Source organism: Nocardioides rubriscoriae (assembly GCF_008087085.1).
Lineage (GTDB): Bacteria > Actinomycetota > Actinomycetes > Propionibacteriales > Nocardioidaceae > Nocardioides > Nocardioides rubriscoriae.
In genome coordinates, this window is record NZ_VIYJ01000005.1 from 476,079 (window position 1) to 492,193 (window position 16,115).

14 protein-coding genes and 1 pseudogene are annotated in these 16,115 nt (G+C 73.8%); 3 read left to right on the plus strand and 12 right to left on the minus strand.

The annotated features are described in order from the left end of the window. Positions 1–18 precede the first annotated feature (18 nt). The 4 genes from FZC61_RS11830 to FZC61_RS11845 form a co-directional block, all read right to left on the minus strand. On the minus strand, positions 19–1,014 hold the full coding sequence (locus FZC61_RS11830; protein WP_148614357.1) for a uroporphyrinogen decarboxylase/cobalamine-independent methonine synthase family protein: 996 nt from the start codon (positions 1,012–1,014) through the stop codon (positions 19–21). Beyond that, positions 1,014–2,108, minus strand: a complete 1,095-nt coding sequence (gene mnmA, locus FZC61_RS11835; protein ID WP_148614358.1) for a tRNA 2-thiouridine(34) synthase MnmA — start codon at positions 2,106–2,108, stop codon at positions 1,014–1,016. The genes FZC61_RS11830 and mnmA overlap by 1 nt, the downstream gene beginning before the upstream one ends. Further along, on the minus strand, positions 2,105–3,286 hold the full coding sequence (locus FZC61_RS11840) for a cysteine desulfurase family protein (protein ID WP_211357214.1): 1,182 nt from the start codon (positions 3,284–3,286) through the stop codon (positions 2,105–2,107). Before FZC61_RS11840 ends, mnmA begins: the two co-directional genes overlap by 4 nt. A 111-nt stretch (positions 3,287–3,397) precedes the next feature. Further along, complete coding sequence (locus tag FZC61_RS11845; protein ID WP_148614359.1) at positions 3,398–4,027, minus strand: nucleotidyltransferase domain-containing protein; 630 nt, start codon at positions 4,025–4,027, stop codon at positions 3,398–3,400. A 153-nt stretch (positions 4,028–4,180) separates the two neighbouring features. On the opposite strand from FZC61_RS11845, the gene FZC61_RS11850 reads away from it, so the two are divergent. Both FZC61_RS11850 and FZC61_RS11855 read left to right on the plus strand, forming a co-directional pair. After that, positions 4,181–4,750, plus strand: coding sequence for a sigma-70 family RNA polymerase sigma factor (locus FZC61_RS11850; protein WP_246142645.1), 570 nt, complete (start codon positions 4,181–4,183; stop codon positions 4,748–4,750). After that, a complete protein-coding gene (locus tag FZC61_RS11855) occupies positions 4,747–5,448 on the plus strand; it encodes a zf-HC2 domain-containing protein (RefSeq protein ID WP_148614360.1) in 702 nt (233 codons plus the stop codon). The genes FZC61_RS11850 and FZC61_RS11855 overlap by 4 nt, the downstream gene beginning before the upstream one ends. A 156-nt stretch (positions 5,449–5,604) precedes the next feature. Here FZC61_RS11855 and FZC61_RS11860 read toward each other — a convergent pair whose 3' ends face one another. The 8 genes and pseudogenes from FZC61_RS11860 to FZC61_RS11895 form a co-directional block, all read right to left on the minus strand. Continuing rightward, on the minus strand, positions 5,605–6,207 hold the full coding sequence (locus tag FZC61_RS11860) for a GNAT family N-acetyltransferase (RefSeq protein WP_148614361.1): 603 nt from the start codon (positions 6,205–6,207) through the stop codon (positions 5,605–5,607). Positions 6,208–6,246: 39 nt separating this feature from the next. After that, positions 6,247–7,371, minus strand: coding sequence for a glutamate 5-kinase (gene proB, locus FZC61_RS11865; RefSeq protein ID WP_148614362.1), 1,125 nt, complete (start codon positions 7,369–7,371; stop codon positions 6,247–6,249). After that, positions 7,358–8,899: a GTPase ObgE gene (gene obgE, locus FZC61_RS11870; RefSeq protein WP_148614363.1), complete on the minus strand. Its 1,542-nt coding sequence runs from the start codon at positions 8,897–8,899 to the stop codon at positions 7,358–7,360. Before obgE ends, proB begins: the two co-directional genes overlap by 14 nt. Before the next feature lie 102 nt (positions 8,900–9,001). Then, positions 9,002–9,256, minus strand: coding sequence for a 50S ribosomal protein L27 (rpmA, locus tag FZC61_RS11875; protein WP_148614364.1), 255 nt, complete (start codon positions 9,254–9,256; stop codon positions 9,002–9,004). Positions 9,257–9,311: 55 nt separating this feature from the next. Further along, a complete protein-coding gene (gene rplU / locus FZC61_RS11880) occupies positions 9,312–9,614 on the minus strand; it encodes a 50S ribosomal protein L21 (protein ID WP_148614365.1) in 303 nt (100 codons plus the stop codon). Positions 9,615–10,448: 834 nt separating this feature from the next. Further along, positions 10,449–12,722: pseudogene (locus FZC61_RS11885) on the minus strand (Rne/Rng family ribonuclease); the annotation flags it as partial. Between the two features lie 590 nt (positions 12,723–13,312). Further along, complete coding sequence (locus tag FZC61_RS11890; protein ID WP_211357215.1) at positions 13,313–14,044, minus strand: TIGR03936 family radical SAM-associated protein; 732 nt, start codon at positions 14,042–14,044, stop codon at positions 13,313–13,315. 56 nt (positions 14,045–14,100) lie between these two features. Next, positions 14,101–15,282, minus strand: coding sequence for a winged helix DNA-binding domain-containing protein (locus FZC61_RS11895; protein WP_148614367.1), 1,182 nt, complete (start codon positions 15,280–15,282; stop codon positions 14,101–14,103). Between the two features lie 97 nt (positions 15,283–15,379). Here FZC61_RS11895 and FZC61_RS11900 point away from each other — a divergent pair, with 97 nt between their 5' ends. After that, positions 15,380–16,114 (plus strand): DUF4190 domain-containing protein, encoded by a 735-nt coding sequence (locus tag FZC61_RS11900; protein ID WP_148614368.1) that lies wholly within the window; start codon positions 15,380–15,382, stop codon positions 16,112–16,114. Position 16,115: the final 1 nt, after the last annotated feature.

The following is a 16,115-nucleotide window of genomic DNA, read 5'->3' on the forward strand; positions in this document are numbered from 1 at the left end:
CGTTCGTCGCGTCAGGGACTACCCCGGCAGGTGACCGGCGGCCTGGCGCGCGAGCACCAGCGCCCGGCGGGCCCAGTCGTGGGACGCACCCGCGGTCCCGCAGGCCGGGGCGACGCCGAGCAGGGGGCCCACGACCTCGGGGTCGAGGCCCACCAGGTCGAGCCAGCGGACGACGCGGTCGACGACCCAGGTGTCGGTGACGTCGCCGGGCCGTTCGGGGTCGAGGGAAGGCACGACGCCGAGCACCACGGTCTCGCGCGCCTCGAGCGCGGTCGCGAGCACGTCGTGGTCACCGGCGCCGACCACCGACAGGTCGACGACCAGGCCCCGGGCGCCGGCGCGCCGCAGCAGGTCGAGCGGGGTCTCGGGGGCGCAGGAGTGCACCCACGGCACCGCACCCTCGGCGGCGATCGCCTCGAGGACCCACCCCAGGTGCTCGGTGATCTCGGGCGGGTGGACGACGCGGTGGCGCCCGAAGCCGGACGCGGTGCGGACCCCTCCCCCGGCCACGGCGGCCAGGGCGGGCTCGTCGACCTGCACGACCAGCGGACCGGCGCCGGTCACGCGGCGCCGAACGTCGCGCACGTGGTCGCGCACGCCCTCGGCGAAGGCCTGCGCGAGCTCGCGTCGAGCACCGTGGTCGCTGACCACCTTGTCGCCGCGCGGCTTCTCGACGGTGGCGGCGAGGGTCCACGGGCCGGCGACCTGCACCTTGAACGGGCCCTCCCAGCCCTGGGCCTGCTCCTCGAGGACGTCGAGGTCCTGGGCCAGGCGGCTGCGCGCCCGGCGGTGGTCGACGCCCGCGGCGTCGGTGAGGCGCCACCCGGCGGGCTGGAGGTCGACGCCGAGGGTGTCGAGCAGGGCCAGCGACCGGCCCACCATGCCCGAGTGGATGCCGCGCGCGGGCAGCTCGACGAGGTGGGGCATCGCGTCGGCGAGCTCGTCGAGGACGAGCTTCTGAATCTCGGCGAGGTCGTCGCCGGGCATCGACCCGACGCCGGTGGCGGTGGCCATCAGGCGCCCGTCGTCGCGATCGTCGCCGAGCCGACGACGCGGGTGCCGTCGTAGACGACCGCGGCCTGCCCCGGTGCGATGCCGTACGCCGGCTCGTGCAGCTCGATCGAGACCTCGCCGTCCGGTGCGTCGACGACGACGGTGGCGGGCAGCTCGCGCCCGTGCGCCCGCAGCTGGACCGTGCCGCGCAGCCGCGTCGGCGCGGCGCCGCACCAGCGCGGTCGGATGCCGGTGAGGCGGCGTACGGCGAGGCGCTCGTGGGGCCCGACGGTGACGGTGCCGGAGACCGGCTCGATGTCGAGCACGAAACGGGGCTTGCCGTCGGGCGCGGGCCGGCCGATCCGCAGGCCCTTGCGCTGGCCGATCGTGAAGCCGTAGGTGCCGTCGTGGCGCCCGAGCTCGTCGCCGGTCTCGGCGTCGACGATCGGACCGCCATGATTGGGCGCACGGTCGCCGAGCCTGTCGCGCAGCCAGCCGGCGTTGTCGCCGTCGGCGACGAAGCAGATGTCGTGACTGTCGGGCTTGTCGGCCACCAGCAGCCCGCGCCGGGCGGCCTCGGCGCGCACGTCGGTCTTGGTCGAGCCGCCCAGCGGGAAGAGCGAGTGGGCCAGCTGGCGCTGGTCGAGCACGCCGAGCACGTAGGACTGGTCCTTGCCGTCGTCGACGGCGCGGTGCATCTCGACGACCCCGTCGGGCCCGGGCGCCAGCTGCGCGTAGTGGCCGGTGGCGACGGCGTCGTAGCCCAGCGCGAGGGCGCGCTCGAGGACCGCGGCGAACTTGATCTTCTCGTTGCAGCGCAGGCACGGGTTGGGGGTGCGCCCGGCGGCGTACTCGCCCATGAAGTCCTCGACCACGTCGTCGTGGAACCGCTCCGACAGGTCCCAGACGTAGAACGGGATGCCGATGACGTCGGCGGCGCGCCGCGCGTCGTTGCTGTCCTCGATGGTGCAGCAGCCCCGCGCGCCCGTGCGGTACGACGCGGGGTTGCGCGACAGGGCCAGGTGGATGCCGGTGACGTCGTGACCCGCGTCGACCGCGCGGGCTGCGGCCACCGCGGAGTCGACGCCGCCGGACATGGCAGCGACGACTCTCATGAGCGTCGCGCCGCCCGGGCCCGCTCGACCACCGGCACGATCGCCTCGACGACCGCGTCGACGTCGGCCTGCGTGGAGGTGTGGCCGAACGAGAACCGCAGGGAGTGGCGTGCGGCCTCGGGCGCGCAGCCCATCGCCAGCAGCACGTGGGAGGGCTGGGCGACGCCGGCCGAGCACGCCGAGCCGGTCGAGCACTCGATGCCGCGGGCGTCGAGGAGCATCAGCAGCGAGTCGCCCTCGCAGCCGGGGAACCCGAGGTGGGCGTTGCCGGGGAGCCGGTCGAGGGGGTCGCCGTGCAGGTGGGCCTCGGGGACCGCGGCCAGGACCCGGCTGACGAGCTGGTCGCGCAGCGCGGAGACGTGGTCGGCGTGCTCGGACTGCCGCTTGACCGCGAGCTCGACGGCGGCGGCGAAGCCGGCGATGGCGGGGGTGTCGAGGGTGCCGCTGCGCACGTCGCGCTCCTGGCCGCCGCCGTGCAGCAGCGGGGTCAGGCCGAGGTCGCGGCGTACGACGAGCGCGCCGACACCGAACGGGCCGCCGACCTTGTGGCCGGTGACCGTCATCGCGTCGACGCCCGAGGCGGCGAAGCCCAGCGGGACCGAGCCCAGGGCCTGCACGGCGTCGGTGTGCACCGGCACCCCGTGGCGGGCCGCCAGCGCGACGACCTCGTCGATCGGCTGGAGCGTGCCGACCTCGTTGTTGGCCCACATCACCGAGACCAGCGAGACGGGCCGCTCGGCGAGCCGCCGGTCGAGCTCGTCGAGGTCGATGCGCCCGACGGCGTCGACGCCGAGCAGGCACACCTCGGCCTCGCCGGCCTGCTGCATCCAGTCAAGGGGGTCGAGCACGGCGTGGTGCTCGACCGCGCTGCTGATGATGCGGGCGCCCGGGCCGAGCTCGGCCGAGCGCGCCCAGTGGATGCCCTTGAGCGCCAGGTTGTCGGCCTCGGTGCCACCGGAGGTGAAGACCACCTCGCTGGGACGGCAGTCGAGGGCCTGCGCGACGGTCTCGCGCGACTCCTCCACGACCCGCCGGGCGTGGCGGCCCGAGGCGTGCAGGGAGCTCGGGTTGCCGACGTCGCGCAGGTGGGTCGTCATCGCCTCGACGGCCGCATCGACCATCGGGGTCGTCGCGGCGTGGTCGAGGTAGTGCACCTGCCCGCTGGTCTTGACTGTCATCGCACCTCTCAGAGTACGGCGCCACGCCCGGGCGGCACGCACGAGACCAGCATCCGCGCTGGTCACCGCCGCGCGCAGCACCCCGAGCGGTGGACTTCGGGCCCGCGCGGGTCAGCCGGCGTACGCCGCCAGCCACGGGTGCCCGGGGTGCGCGCGCTCGACCATCCCCCACAGCCAGCTGCGGGCGGCCTCGTCGAGCAGCGGCAGCGCGGCCTCCAGGTCGGCGCGGTCCTTGGCCCGGTCCAGGCGCGCCTTCATCATCAGCGTGACCTCCGGGCGCAGGTGGCGCAGGCCGTCGTCGGCCACCCACGTCACGTCGTCGAGCGGCGCGACGTGGTCGTGGAAGCGCTTGTTGGTCCACAGCCGCTCGCCGTCGGGCCCTGCCGTCGACAGGGTGAGGGGCACGTCGAGCACCCACGGCGCCCCGGAGTGCTCGCGCACCCACAGCTGGCTCTCGGGGTGGAGGTCGGTGAAGCGGCCGTCGAAGGGGCGCAACCAGGACAGGTGCACGTTCCAGGGGGTCCAGCGCCCGTGCAGGAACAGCCGGAAGGCCTCGGCGTCGTCGGCGAACATCGAGACGTCGAGGTCGTCGTGCTCGCGCTCGACCCCGGTGAACGCGTGGATCGTCCAGCCGCCGATGATCCACCACGGCCGGTCGAAACCAGCCATGAACGCGCCGATCGTCGACGGGTCCAGGGGCTCCCACGCGCCGTACCAGTGGAAGAACTCGTCGTCGGGCATCGGCTGCACCCCGGGTGGCGGCGGCGACGGTGACGGTGGCGGTGGCTGCACCCGGCGCACGCTACCGACTTCAACAGCGACCGTCCGGCATCCGTATCCCCGAGCAGCACGAATCCCCACCCACCAGCACCGGACCCAGGAGGGACCAGCCCCGTGGCCCTGCGCGTCCCTCGACCCGCGTCGCCGGCGACCCCGGTCCCGACCCTGACCGTCGACGACGGGGTCCGCGCCGCCTACGCCGCGCACGGCGCCGAGATCTACCGCCTGGCGGTGCGTGGTCTCGGCGACACCTGCGCGGCCCAGGACGTCGTGCAGGAGACGTTCCTGCGGGCGTGGCGGGCCTGGGACCGCTACGACGCGTCGCGGGCGAGCCTGCGCACCTGGTTGTTCGAGATCGCCCGTAACGTGGTGATCGACGCGCAGCGCGCCCGGACGGCCCGGCCCTGGCTGCGCGGTCTGTCCGACCACGAGTCACTGGAGCAGAGCGCCCCAGGGGTCACCGACGGCCTGGAGACGCTGATGAGGAGGGTGCTGGTGGAGGAAGCGCTGCGCCGCCTCGGCGACGACCACCGCCGTGCGATCGAGGAGACCTACCTCGCCGACCGCTCCTACCCCGAGGTCGCCGCCGAGCTCGGGATCCCCGAGTCCACCCTGCGCAGCCGGGTGTTCTACGGGCTCAAGGCCCTGCGCATCGTGATGGACGAGATGGAGGTGACGCCATGAGCGCCCGCGACCCCCACCACGAGGCCCTGCGCACCGACCTGGGCGCCTACGTGCTCGGCGCCCTGCCCGCCGACGAGGCAGCGGCCCTCGAGGCCCACCTCGCCACCTGCGCCGGATGCCGCGCCGAGCGTGACGACCTGCTGCCCGCGGTCGCGGTGCTCGGCGAGCTCAAGCGCGCCTCCGCGTCCGCCCGCGTCGACGAGCCCGCCCCGGCGGGGCTCGACGCGCTCGTGCTGGGCCGCCTGGCCCGCGAGGGGGCGCGCGAGCGTCGTACGGCGTGGGCCCGGCGGGCCGGCCTGGCCGCCGTCGCCGGTGCCGCCGCGGCGGCCGTGCTCGTCGCCGGTCTGGCCGTCACCCGCGACGGCGCTCCCGCGACCCCGCAGGCCGCCCCCGCACCCCCGATGGAGCAGGTCGACGTGGCCGCCTACGACGACGGCGTCACCGCCGACGCCGCCCTGGTCAACCACACCTGGGGCGTCGAGGTGAAGCTCACCGCCACCGGGTTCACCGACGGCCGCCGGTTCTCGGTCGACGTCGTCGGCACCGACGGCAAGCGCTACCCGGCCGGCGCGTTCGTCGGGACCGGCTCTCGCGAGATGCACTGCAACCTCAGCTCGGCGGTCCTGCGCCCCGACGCGACCGGCTTCGAGGTGCGCGACGGCCGCGGCGACGTGGTGGTGAGCTCGACCTTCGCGTGAGGCAGCTCCGGTGGCCACCCCCACCCACGGTGGTCGAGGAGGTTGCGCCAGCAACCGTCACGAGGCCACTCCCCCGCAGGTGCAGGTCGGCTGGTCCACGTCGGCTGCGGTGACGCGGTCTCGTGACGCTCCTCAGCGGGAGCTCCTCGACCACCGTCAGGCAGGGTCGACGACCCGCCGCATCACGCAGTTGCCCTGGCCCTTGGGGCGGTCGTAGGTGAAGCCGACGCGCTCGTACATCCGGCGGGTGCCGTTGTAGAGGAACGACGACGAGGTCTTCTTGCCCTGCTCCCGCTTGAGGGTCAGGTCGTGGGGGTAGCCCTCGACCACCCCGCCACCGGCCGCGGCGATCAGGTCGACGGCGCCGCGCAGCGCCACCTCGGCGAGCCCCTGCCTGCGGTGGGTCCTCTCGACCTGGATGCAGGTGACCCGCCAGTCGACGGGCACGACCTGCGTGGCGTCGTACTGCTTGCGGTGGTGGATGCGCGGCAGCTCCTCGGGGGTGCCGTACTCAGCCCACGCCACGGCCTGCCCGTCGCGCACGACGAGGGCCGCGTGGGCGATGCCCTCGTCGACCATGCGCTTCTTGAAGTCCCGGTTGCCGTCGGCGGTGACCCCGCGCTCGGCGCAGTCGGGGTGGAACCAGCTGCACCAGCAGCTGCCGAAGAGACCGCCCTGGCGCTCGACCAGGTCGGCGAAGAGGTGCCAGGTCGAGGGCTCCAGAGCCACGACGTCACCGTCAGCCGGTTCGGCACCCATGCCGTCACCGTAACCCGGGGAACGACCGAGAGGATCAGGTCACAGCAGGACGAGGTCGTCGCGGTGCACGACCTCGCGCTCGTACGCCGAGCCCAGGTCGCGTCCGAGCTCGCGGCTGGAGCGGCCCAGCAGCGCCGGCAGCTCGTCGGCGTCGAAGTTGACCAGGCCCCGGGCCACGACCCGGCCGTCGAGGTCGGCGAGGTCGACCGGGTCACCGGCCACGAACCGCCCCGTCACCGCGGTGACGCCGGCCGCGAGCAGCGACGCGCGGCGTTCGACGACCGCGCGGACCGCGCCCGGGTCGAGGCTCAGCACCCCGTGGGCCTCGGTGACGTGGGCCAGCCACAGCAGCCGGATCGGCCGCCGGCGACCGGTCGGGCGGAACAGGGTGCCGACCGGGTCCCCGGCCAGGGCGTCGCCGGCCCGCGCGGCGGAGGTGAGGACGACGGGGATCCCGGCGCCGGTGGCGATCCGGGCCGCCTCGACCTTGGTCTGCATGCCGCCGGTGCCGACCCCGGCCGACCCGGTGCCGCCGATGCGCACGCCGTCGAGGTCGGCGTCGACCGACACCTCCGCGACCAGGCTGCTGGCAGGGTCGTCGGGGTGGCCGTCGTAGAGGCCGTCGACGTCGGACAGCAGCACGAGCAGGTCGGCGTGGACCAGGTGTGCCACGAGCGCGGCCAGCCGGTCGTTGTCACCGAAGCGGATCTCGGTTGTCGCCACGGTGTCGTTCTCGTTGACGATCGGCAGCACGCCCAGCTCGAGGAGCTTGACGAAGGTCTGGTGCGCGTTGCGGTGGTGGGCCCGGCGGCCGACGTCGTCGATGGTGAGCAGCACCTGTCCGGCCACGATGTCGTGACGGGCCAGCTCGGCGGTGTAGCGGTGCACCAGCAGTCCCTGGCCCACGGCGGCGGCGGCCTGCTGCGCGGCCAGGCCCGAGGGACGGCGCTTGAGACCGAGCGGGGCGAGCCCCGCGGCGATCGCGCCCGACGAGACGAGCACGACCTCGGCGCCGCGCGCCCGCAGCCCGGCGAGGACGTCGACCAGCGCGCGCAGGCGGTCGGGGTCGAGCCCGCCCTGGGCGGTGGTCAGCGACGACGAGCCGACCTTGACGACGACCCGGCGCGCCTCTGTGACCTCGCGCCGGACCTCAGGCCCCGGCACCGGGGTCTTCCTCGGCCCAGTCGGGGTCGTCGGCCGACCCGATCTCGTAGGACGTCGGCCCGTAGACCTCGGGCTTGTCGAGACGACGGGCCACGTCGGCACGCGTCTCGGTCTCGGAGCGGTCCGGCATGTTCTCCTGGATCGCGCGGCGCCGTCCGACCGCCGCACGCTCCTCGCGCATCCGGACGTCCTCGCCACGCCGGGCGAGGTTCTCGGCACCGGCGTCGAGGCCGGGCTTGAAGTCGAAGACCACGGAGTTGTCGGGGTGACCGATCAGGACGGTGTCGCCCTCGACGGCGCCGAGCTCGACCAGCTTCTTCTCGACCCCCAGGCGGTTGAGCCGGTCGGCGAGGAAGCCGACGGCCTCGTCGTTGCTGAAGTCGGTCTGGCGCACCCAGCGCTCCGGCTTGTGGCCGCGCACGCGCCAGCCCTCGCCGGTCTGGGTGACGGTGAAGTCGCCGGCGCCGTCGGCGCTCGGCGGGCGCAGCACGATGCGGGTGGCGACCTCCTCGGCCGCCTCGACCCGCGCGGCGAGCACGATCTCGGCCATCGCGAAGGTCAGCGCCCGGGTGCCCTCACCCGAGGCGGCCGACACGGGGAACACCCGCAGCCCGCGCGCGGTCAGCTCGTCGATCACCATGTCGGAGATGTCGCGACCGTCGGGCACGTCGACCTTGTTGAGCGCGACCAGGCGCGGGCGGTCGTCGAGGCCGCCGTAGCGGCTGAGCTCGCGCTCGATGACGTCGAGGTCGTCGACCGGGTTGCGGCCCGGCTCGAGGGTCGCGGTGTCGAGCACGTGGACCAGGGCGGCGCACCGCTCGACGTGGCGCAGGAAGTCGTGGCCCAGGCCGCGACCGTCGCTGGCGCCCTCGATGAGACCGGGCACGTCGGCGACGGTGAACGTCGTCTCGCCCGCGGTCACGACCCCGAGGTTGGGCACCAGCGTCGTGAAGGGGTAGTCGGCGATCTTGGGCCGCGCCCGTGAGATCGACGCGATCAGGCTCGACTTGCCGGCGCTGGGGAAGCCCACCAGGCCGATGTCGGCGACGACCTTGAGCTCGAGGACGACCTCGACCTCGTCGCCGGGCTCGCCGAGCAGTGCGAACCCGGGCGCCTTGCGCTTGGCGCTGGCCAGGGCGGCGTTGCCGAGGCCACCGCGACCACCCTCGGCGACGACGAGCTCGGTGCCGGGGCCGACGAGGTCGGCCACCAGCTCACCGGTCTTGAGGCTCACGACGGTGCCGCTGGGCACCGGCAGCACGAGGTCGGCCCCGTGGCCGCCGTTCTTGTGGGAGCCGGCGCCGTGACCGCCGTGCTCGGCCTTGCGGTGCGGGCTGTGGTGGTAGTCGACCAGCGTCGTGACGTCGGGGTCGACGCGCAGGATCACCGAGCCGCCCGGCCCGCCGTTGCCGCCGTCGGGGCCACCGAGCGGCTTGAACTTCTCGCGGTGGACGGAGGCGACCCCGTGCCCGCCGCGACCCGCGCTGACGTGCAGTGTCACGCGGTCGACGAACGTGGGGACGGCCATGGTGTTGCTCCTGGGTGGTGAATGACTCGAGAAAACCGCGAAGGGCGCCCCGTCGCGGGACGCCCTGTCGTGGTGGTGAGGTGGTGCTGGGTGAGCGTCAGATCACTCCGACGGCACGATGTTGATCACGCGGCGACCGCGCTTGACACCGAACTCGACGGCGCCGGGCTGCAGCGCGAAGAGGGTGTCGTCACCGCCGCGGCCGACGCCGCTCCCGGGGTGGAAGTGGGTGCCGCGCTGGCGGACGATGATCTCGCCCGCGTTGACCAGCTGGCCGCCGAAGCGCTTGACGCCGAGGCGCTGGGAGTTGGAGTCGCGGCCGTTCTTGGTGGACGCCGCGCCCTTCTTGTGTGCCATGTCGGTAGTCCTTCGAGTTCAGTGTCAGGCGGAGGTCAGGTGGAGGTCAGCGGTGTCAGGCGCTGATGTCGGTGACGCGCACCTGGGTGTACTTCTGGCGGTGACCCTGGCGCTTCTTGTAGCCGGTCTTGTTCTTGTACTTCTGGATGACGATCTTGGGGCCCTTGGTGCCGCCGAGGACCTCGACGGTCACCGAGGCCTTGTCGAGGCCGGTGGCCTTGACGGTCTCGCCGTCGACGGTCATCACGACCGGGAGGGACAGCGTGTCACCCACGGGCGTCGTGACCAGGTCGATCTCGATGACGTCGCCCACAGCGACCTTCTGCTGCTTCGCGCCTGCGCGCACGATCGCGTACACCGCGGTCTCCTTCGTCTGTCACTGATAAGCACTGGGTTGAAGCACTGGGTTCCTGCGGCACGGCCAGCTCCCCCGACTCGATGATCATCGAGGGTGGGTGCCGGGCAGGGGTACGACCGTTGTCGGACGCACAAGGGACCATCGTACGGATCCGGTGGACCGACGGCAAAATGCCGCCGGGCCACTTTGCGTTCACCGCTTGCGGCGCTTGACCGGGACGTGCAGCCCGGACTCGTCGGCCGGGTCGGTGTCCTCGGCGGGCGCCTCGCTGGCCGCGGCCGTGCTCGTCGTACGCCGGGCGCCTCCGCGGGTGCGGGTGACGACCTTCGGCGGCGCCGGGGCCGTCTCGGGGGCGGCCACGGGTGCGGCGGCGGCCACGACGACCTCCACCGGGGCGACCGGGGCGGTCGTGGTGACCGTGCGGCTGACGCCGCGGCGGGTCCGGGTGACGACCTTGGGCTCGGCCGGGGCCACGGGCTCGGCCGCCGCGGCAGGCTCCGCCTCGGGCTCGGGGGCGGGCTCGGGGGCCGCGACGACCTCCGCGGCGGGCTCGGGGGGCTCGGCGGGCCCGGTCACGTCGACGGAGTCCTGCGCCGCCAGGGCGGCTGCCGCGTCGGCCTCCTCCTTGTGCGTCTCGGCCTTGGCCATCGCCGCGAACTCGGCCGGGGTCGGCTTGTGCGCCGCGACCGGGGCCACGGGCGCGGCCGCCGGGGCGTCGTCGCCCCGACCACGTCCGCCGCGACGACGTCCGCTGCGACGCTCACCGTCACCGGCCGGGCCGGCGGCCGGCTCGGCACCGCGGTCGTGGGTGCGGTCGTGGGTGCGGTCGTGGGTGCGGTCGGCGTTGCGGTCACCGCCACCACGGTTGCCACCGCGGTTGCCGCCGCCGTTGCCGTCGTCGGAGGAGCCTCGCTTGGGCTCGACGGGCATGTCGTGCACGACCACGCCGCGACCGCGGCAGTGGTCGCAGTCCTCACTGAAGGCCTCGAGCAGGCCGGTGCCGATCCGCTTGCGCGTCATCTGCACCAGTCCGAGCGAGGTGACCTCGGCGACCTGGTGGCGGGTGCGGTCGCGCCCCAGACACTCGACCATCCGGCGCAGCACGAGGTCACGGTTGGCTTCGAGGACCATGTCGATGAAGTCGACGACGATGATGCCGCCGATGTCACGCAGCCGGAGCTGGCGCACGACCTCCTCGGCCGCCTCGAGGTTGTTCTTGGTGACGGTCTCCTCGAGGTTGCCCCCGGAGCCGGTGAACTTGCCGGTGTTGACGTCGACCACGGTCATGGCCTCGGTGCGGTCGATGACCAGCGAGCCACCCGACGGCAGGAACACCTTGCGGTCCAGGGCCTTGGCGATCTGCTCGTCGACCCGGTAGGTCGAGAACAGGTCGACGCCCTGGTGGTCGTCGAGCTCGTACTTCTCCAGGCGGTCGGCCAGGTCGGGCGCCATGTCGTCGACGTAGCCGCGCACGAGGTCCCAGGCGTCGTCGCCCTGGATGACGAGCTTGGCGAAGTCCTCGGTGAAGAGGTCGCGCACGACCTTGAGGGTCAGGTCGGGCTCACCGTGCAGGAGCTGCGGGTTGCCGCCGCGGCCCTTGGCCTTGGCCTCGATCTCCTCCCAGCGCGCCTTGAGCCGCTCGACGTCCTGGGTGAGCTCCTCCTCGCTGGCCCCCTCGGCGGCGGTACGCACGATGACGCCGGCCGTCGACGGGACGACCTCCTTGAGGAGGTTCTTGAGGCGGTTGCGCTCGGTGTCGGGCAGCTTGCGGGAGATGCCGGACGTCGTGCCGTCGGGCACGTAGACCAGGAAGCGGCCGGCCAGGCTGATCTGGCTGGTCAGGCGGGCGCCCTTGTGGCCGACGGGGTCCTTGCTGACCTGCACCAGGATGGTCTGGCCCGAGGACAGGACCGACTCGATCTTGCGGGGGTTGCCGTCCTTGTGGCCCAGCTGCGACCAGTTGACCTCGCCGGCGTAGAGGACCGCGTTGCGGCCCTTGCCGATGTCGATGAACGCCGCCTCCATGGAGGGCAGGACGTTCTGGACGCGGCCGAGGTAGATGTTGCCGATGAGCGAGGTCTGCGACTCGCGGGCGACGTAGTGCTCGACGAGGACCTTGTCCTCGAGGACGCCGATCTGGGTCAGCTCGTCGCGCTGGCGCACGACCATGACCCGCTCGACCGACTCGCGGCGGGCCAGGAACTCGGCCTCGCTGACGATCGGGGCGCGGCGGCGGCCGGCCTCGCGGCCGTCGCGGCGGCGCTGCTTCTTGGCCTCGAGCCGGGTCGAGCCCTGGATCGAGGTGATCTCGTCCTCGGGTGAGCGGGCCCGGCGTACGCGGGTGGTGGTGCCGGCCTCGTCGCCGCCGGCGTCCTCGCCCTCGCGGCGGCGCTTGCGGCGGCGGCGCGTGGACGTGCCCTCGGAGCCGTCAGCGTCGTGGTCGGCGGCGTCGCCGGAGCCGCTGTCGTCACCGGTCTCCTGCTCGCCGGCGGAGGACTCGGCCGCCTCGTCGTCGGAGGCGGCCTCGCCGTCGGCCTCGCCGTCGGCGGACCCGGACCCGGAGCCCGAACGACGACGACGGCGACCCCCGCGACGACGACGGCGGCGCGGGCCGGTGTCACCGTCCTCGTGGTCGGAGTCGGTCTCGTCCTCGGAGTCGTCCTCGGCCGTGTCGGTGTCGTCGGCGGTGTCGTCGGCGTCCTCGGTCGCGGTCTCGTCGGCCACCGGCTCCTCGGCCGGGGTCTCCGCGACGGCGTCGGCCTCGACGGGGGTCTCCTCGTCGGCATCCTCGACGGCGTCCTCGAGCGTGGGCTCGACGACGGGCTCGACCGGTGCGGCGGCCTTGCGGGTGCGGGTGCGCTTGGCGGGGACCACCACGGGGGCCTGGAACAGCGGCATCGTGCCCGAGTCGGCCGTCTCGGCCGTGTCGGTCGTGTCGGTCGAGGTCTCCAGCGAGGAGCTGGACCCTGCCGCGTCCGCCGCGTCCGACCCGGCGGTCTCGGCGGTCTTCTTGGTGCTGGCCTTCTTGGCCGTCGTCTTCTTGGCCGCGGCCTTCTTGGCGGTCTTCTTGGCCGGCTTGGCCTCGACCGGGCCCGCTGCGGCCACGATCTCGGCGTCGCTCGAGGAGGTCACCGGCTCCCCGGCGGGGTCCGTCACCGGGTCCGTCCCCGGGTCCGTCACCGGGTCGGCGTGAGCGGCCTTCTTGGCCGTGGCCTTCTTGGCGGTCGTCTTCTTGGTGGCGGCCTTCTTGGCCGGCGCGCGCTTGGCGGCCGTCTTCTTGGCGGGCGCCTCGGCCGGCGTGTCGCTCGGCGTGTCGCTCGGAACCTCGCCGCCCTGGGCCGCTGCGGGGACGTCCTGGATGTCGTCGTCAGCCATGTGCTGCTCCTCGCCCGGCGAAGGCCGGGCTGTCTGGTGGCACCCCCGTGCGGGCACGGGACGCCACGAAGTCTGGTGTTCGGCGACACCACCCGCGGTGCGACGCTGGGGCTGTCCCCGCCTGCCGCGGTCGCGCCCGGGTCCGCTGTCACCGGGCCCAGGACCGCGTCGCGGTCTGGCGACGAACTTCCCCACCGTGCCGTCCCGGTCTGCCGGGGCGGCGGAGGAGCCGTCGGGGCCGAGTATCGCACACCGCTCTGCGGCCAGTGTGATCCCGGACGCGTCGGCGACGTCCCCGCAGGTGCCGGTGACCGGCTGCGGGCTCAGCGCCGGAAGGGGTCCCCGACCGTGCCGTCGGCGGCGTCGAAGGGGCCCTGCTGCAGGCGGGTGAGCAGCGGTGCGGGGCCGATCTCGAGCCCGGTCAGCCGGGTCAGGCCGGTGAGGACGTCGTCGGGACGCACCGACGGGACCCCGTGCTGCAGCACCAGGTCGAGGCGGGCGGTGTCGGTGCTGTCGGTGGTGTCGGCGACCTCGAGCGAGACCACGGCGGCCCGGCAGTCGAACTCGCGCAGGCCCTTCTTGGTCATCCGCTCGACCACGACGGACTCCTCGGCCAGGAACGCCGCGACCGCGGCCCGGGCGGCGGCGGGCTCGGCCACGGTGTCGATGGTCCACCGGCTCGCGGTGAGCAGGTCGGCCAGGCTGCCGGGCGGCAGGGTGGCGGCGTCGACCACCTCGATCACGTCGAGCCCGTCGGGCAGCGCCTCCTCGAGCAGCTCGTGCACGGCGACGGGGTCGACGACCTCGGCGAGCGCGATCTCGAGGTACTCGGCCTCGCTGGCCGACCCGGTGGGGGCGGCGCCGGCGTACGAGATGCGGGGGTGGGGGTTGAAGCCCGAGGAGTAGGCCATCGGCACCCGGGCCCGGAACACCGCCCGCTCGAAGGCGCGGCTGAAGTCGCGGTGGCTGGTGAAGCGCAGCCGGCCGCGCTTGGCGTAGCGCACCCGGAGCCGTTGGACCGGCGGCAGCTGCTGCTCGGGGGGCTGTCGACTCACGGGAGGAAACCGTAGCCGTACGTCGCCGCCGTCGTCGGATCGGCGCTCACCGACGCTCAGAGGGCCGCGCGGGCGGCCTTCATCGCCGGACTGGGGTAGACGGTGCTCACGCGGGTACCGTCGAGCCAGGCGGTGAGCCGGGCGCTCTCGACGTCGAGGGCCCGGCGGGCCGCGGCGGGGACGTCCTCGAGCAGGTGCACCGAGACCACGCCGTCGTCGTCCTGGACCCAGCAGCCGACGGCGCGACCGTCGACCCAGGCGGTCGTGCCGGCGTTGCCGTTGCGGTCGAACAGGGCGGGACCGTGCTCGCCGAGGTACCAGGCGCGCTGCTTCCACCCCATCACCGTCGGGTCGAGCACCGGCAGCAGCGCCGCCCACGACCCGGCCGCGCGGTCCTCGACGACCGGGTCGACGTCGTCGGGCAGCACCCAGCCGGTCGCGCCGCCGTCGAGGGACACCGCGACGGCGTCCACGGCGGCCAGGGCCGCGCGCACGGCTGCCTTGGTGCCGCCCAGCCACCAGACCAGGTCGTCCTCGGTACCGGGCCCGAAGGTGCGCAGCCACCGGCCCACGATCTCGGCGTACCCCTGCGCGAGCGGGAGCGGCTGCGGCGTCTCGCCGAGCCAGTCGGTCATGAGGGTCCAGCGGGGGCGCGAGACCCGCCAGTGCTGGGTGTTGGTGCCGCGGACCAGGTCGGCGGTCAGGCCGAGGTGGGTGAGCAGGCGACCGTGGTTCCACACCGACCCCGCCGTGACGTCGAAGGAGACCGCGACCTCGGGCAGACGTTCGCGGAGCTCGGCGGCGGTCAGGCCCCCGGTCTCGCGACCTATCTCGGCCAGGATCGCCGCCCGGGCGTCGAGCACCCACCGTGCGCCGTCGCCGGCGAGACCGGCCTTCGCGACGTCCTTGGCCATCCGCTTGAGCTCGGCGTCGGCGACCCGCGCCGAGGCACTCCCCCAGGCCGCGGCGAGCAGGTCGCGCGGGAAGACGAAGAGGGTGCGGCGCATCGCCAGCTGCTTGACCAGCGTGCGGTCCTCGAACAGCGCCCGGTCGACGTCGGCGACCGTCAGGGCGTCGACGCGGGCCCAGCAGGACAGGTAGACCGTGGCCGGCTCGGTGGAGTGCAGCACGGTCATCGCCCGCGTCGCCGCCTCCGCGTCGGCGACCCGCGACCACGGGGCGACGGCATGGCGACGCGCGAGCCGGTCCCGACGCTCCGTGTCGGTGATGTGCCGCACCTGCGCCATCCTGCCCGATCCGGGGGCCCGGGCCTGACACACTGTCGTCCACCTCGACCCGGCGACCAGCCGGGCCTGCGCGCTAAGGACCGCACCGATGAGCAATCCCTATGACCCCAACGCCGCCAACAACCCCTACGGCGCCCCCGACCCGTCGGCCGGTGCCGGGGCCTACGGCCAGGGTGGTGGCGGCTACGGGACGCCGTACGGCCAGGCCGGCCCGACGGACCCCTACGGCAACCAGGCGCCCAAGAAGACCGACCCCGTGTCGATCATCGGGTTCATCCTCAGCCTGACGTTCTGCCTGTCCCTCATCGGCTTCATCCTGGGTCTGGTGGGCCTGAGCCGCACCAAGCAGGGCAAGCGCAAGGGCCGGTGGGCCGCCATCTCCGCGACGATCATCGGGCTGCTGGCAACGATCATCGGCGGCGTCCTCATCGCCGTGCTGGTCATCTTCGCCAACTCCGTCATCTCGATCGACGAGGCGAAGGTCGGGCAGTGCCTCGACGTCAGCAGCGAGACCAACGACTCGGTCACGATCACCGACCAGTCGTGCGACGGCGACCACGACGGCGAGATCACCTGGGTCGGCACCTTCGACGACCTGGAGTCCTCGCAGTTCGTCCCGAGCAACCCCGACGACCTCACCGACGCCGGCGTGTCCTACGCGCTGTGCACCTCGCTGATGGACCCCGCCGACGTCGACGCCCTCGGTGAGGACGTCGAGTACCAGCTGGTCAACGCGGACAGCTCCCCGACGTCCGGCGAGGCCGCCCTGTGCTACGCGACCCGCCAGGACGGCAAGCCCTTCACCGAGAAGCAGCTCCCCTGAC

Coding starts and splice junctions, on each gene's coding strand:
- FZC61_RS11830 (WP_148614357.1), bottom strand. CDS start 1,014: ATGGCCACCGCCACCGGCGTCGGGTCGATGCCCGGCGACGACCTCGCC.
- mnmA (WP_148614358.1), bottom strand. CDS start 2,108: ATGAGAGTCGTCGCTGCCATGTCCGGCGGCGTCGACTCCGCGGTGGCC.
- FZC61_RS11840 (WP_211357214.1), bottom strand. CDS start 3,286: ATGACAGTCAAGACCAGCGGGCAGGTGCACTACCTCGACCACGCCGCG.
- FZC61_RS11845 (WP_148614359.1), bottom strand. CDS start 4,027: ATGCCCGACGACGAGTTCTTCCACTGGTACGGCGCGTGGGAGCCCCTG.
- FZC61_RS11855 (WP_148614360.1), top strand. CDS start 4,747: ATGAGCGCCCGCGACCCCCACCACGAGGCCCTGCGCACCGACCTGGGC.
- FZC61_RS11860 (WP_148614361.1), bottom strand. CDS start 6,207: ATGGGTGCCGAACCGGCTGACGGTGACGTCGTGGCTCTGGAGCCCTCG.
- obgE (WP_148614363.1), bottom strand. CDS start 8,899: ATGGCCGTCCCCACGTTCGTCGACCGCGTGACACTGCACGTCAGCGCG.
- rpmA (WP_148614364.1), bottom strand. CDS start 9,256: ATGGCACACAAGAAGGGCGCGGCGTCCACCAAGAACGGCCGCGACTCC.
- FZC61_RS11900 (WP_148614368.1), top strand. CDS start 15,380: ATGAGCAATCCCTATGACCCCAACGCCGCCAACAACCCCTACGGCGCC.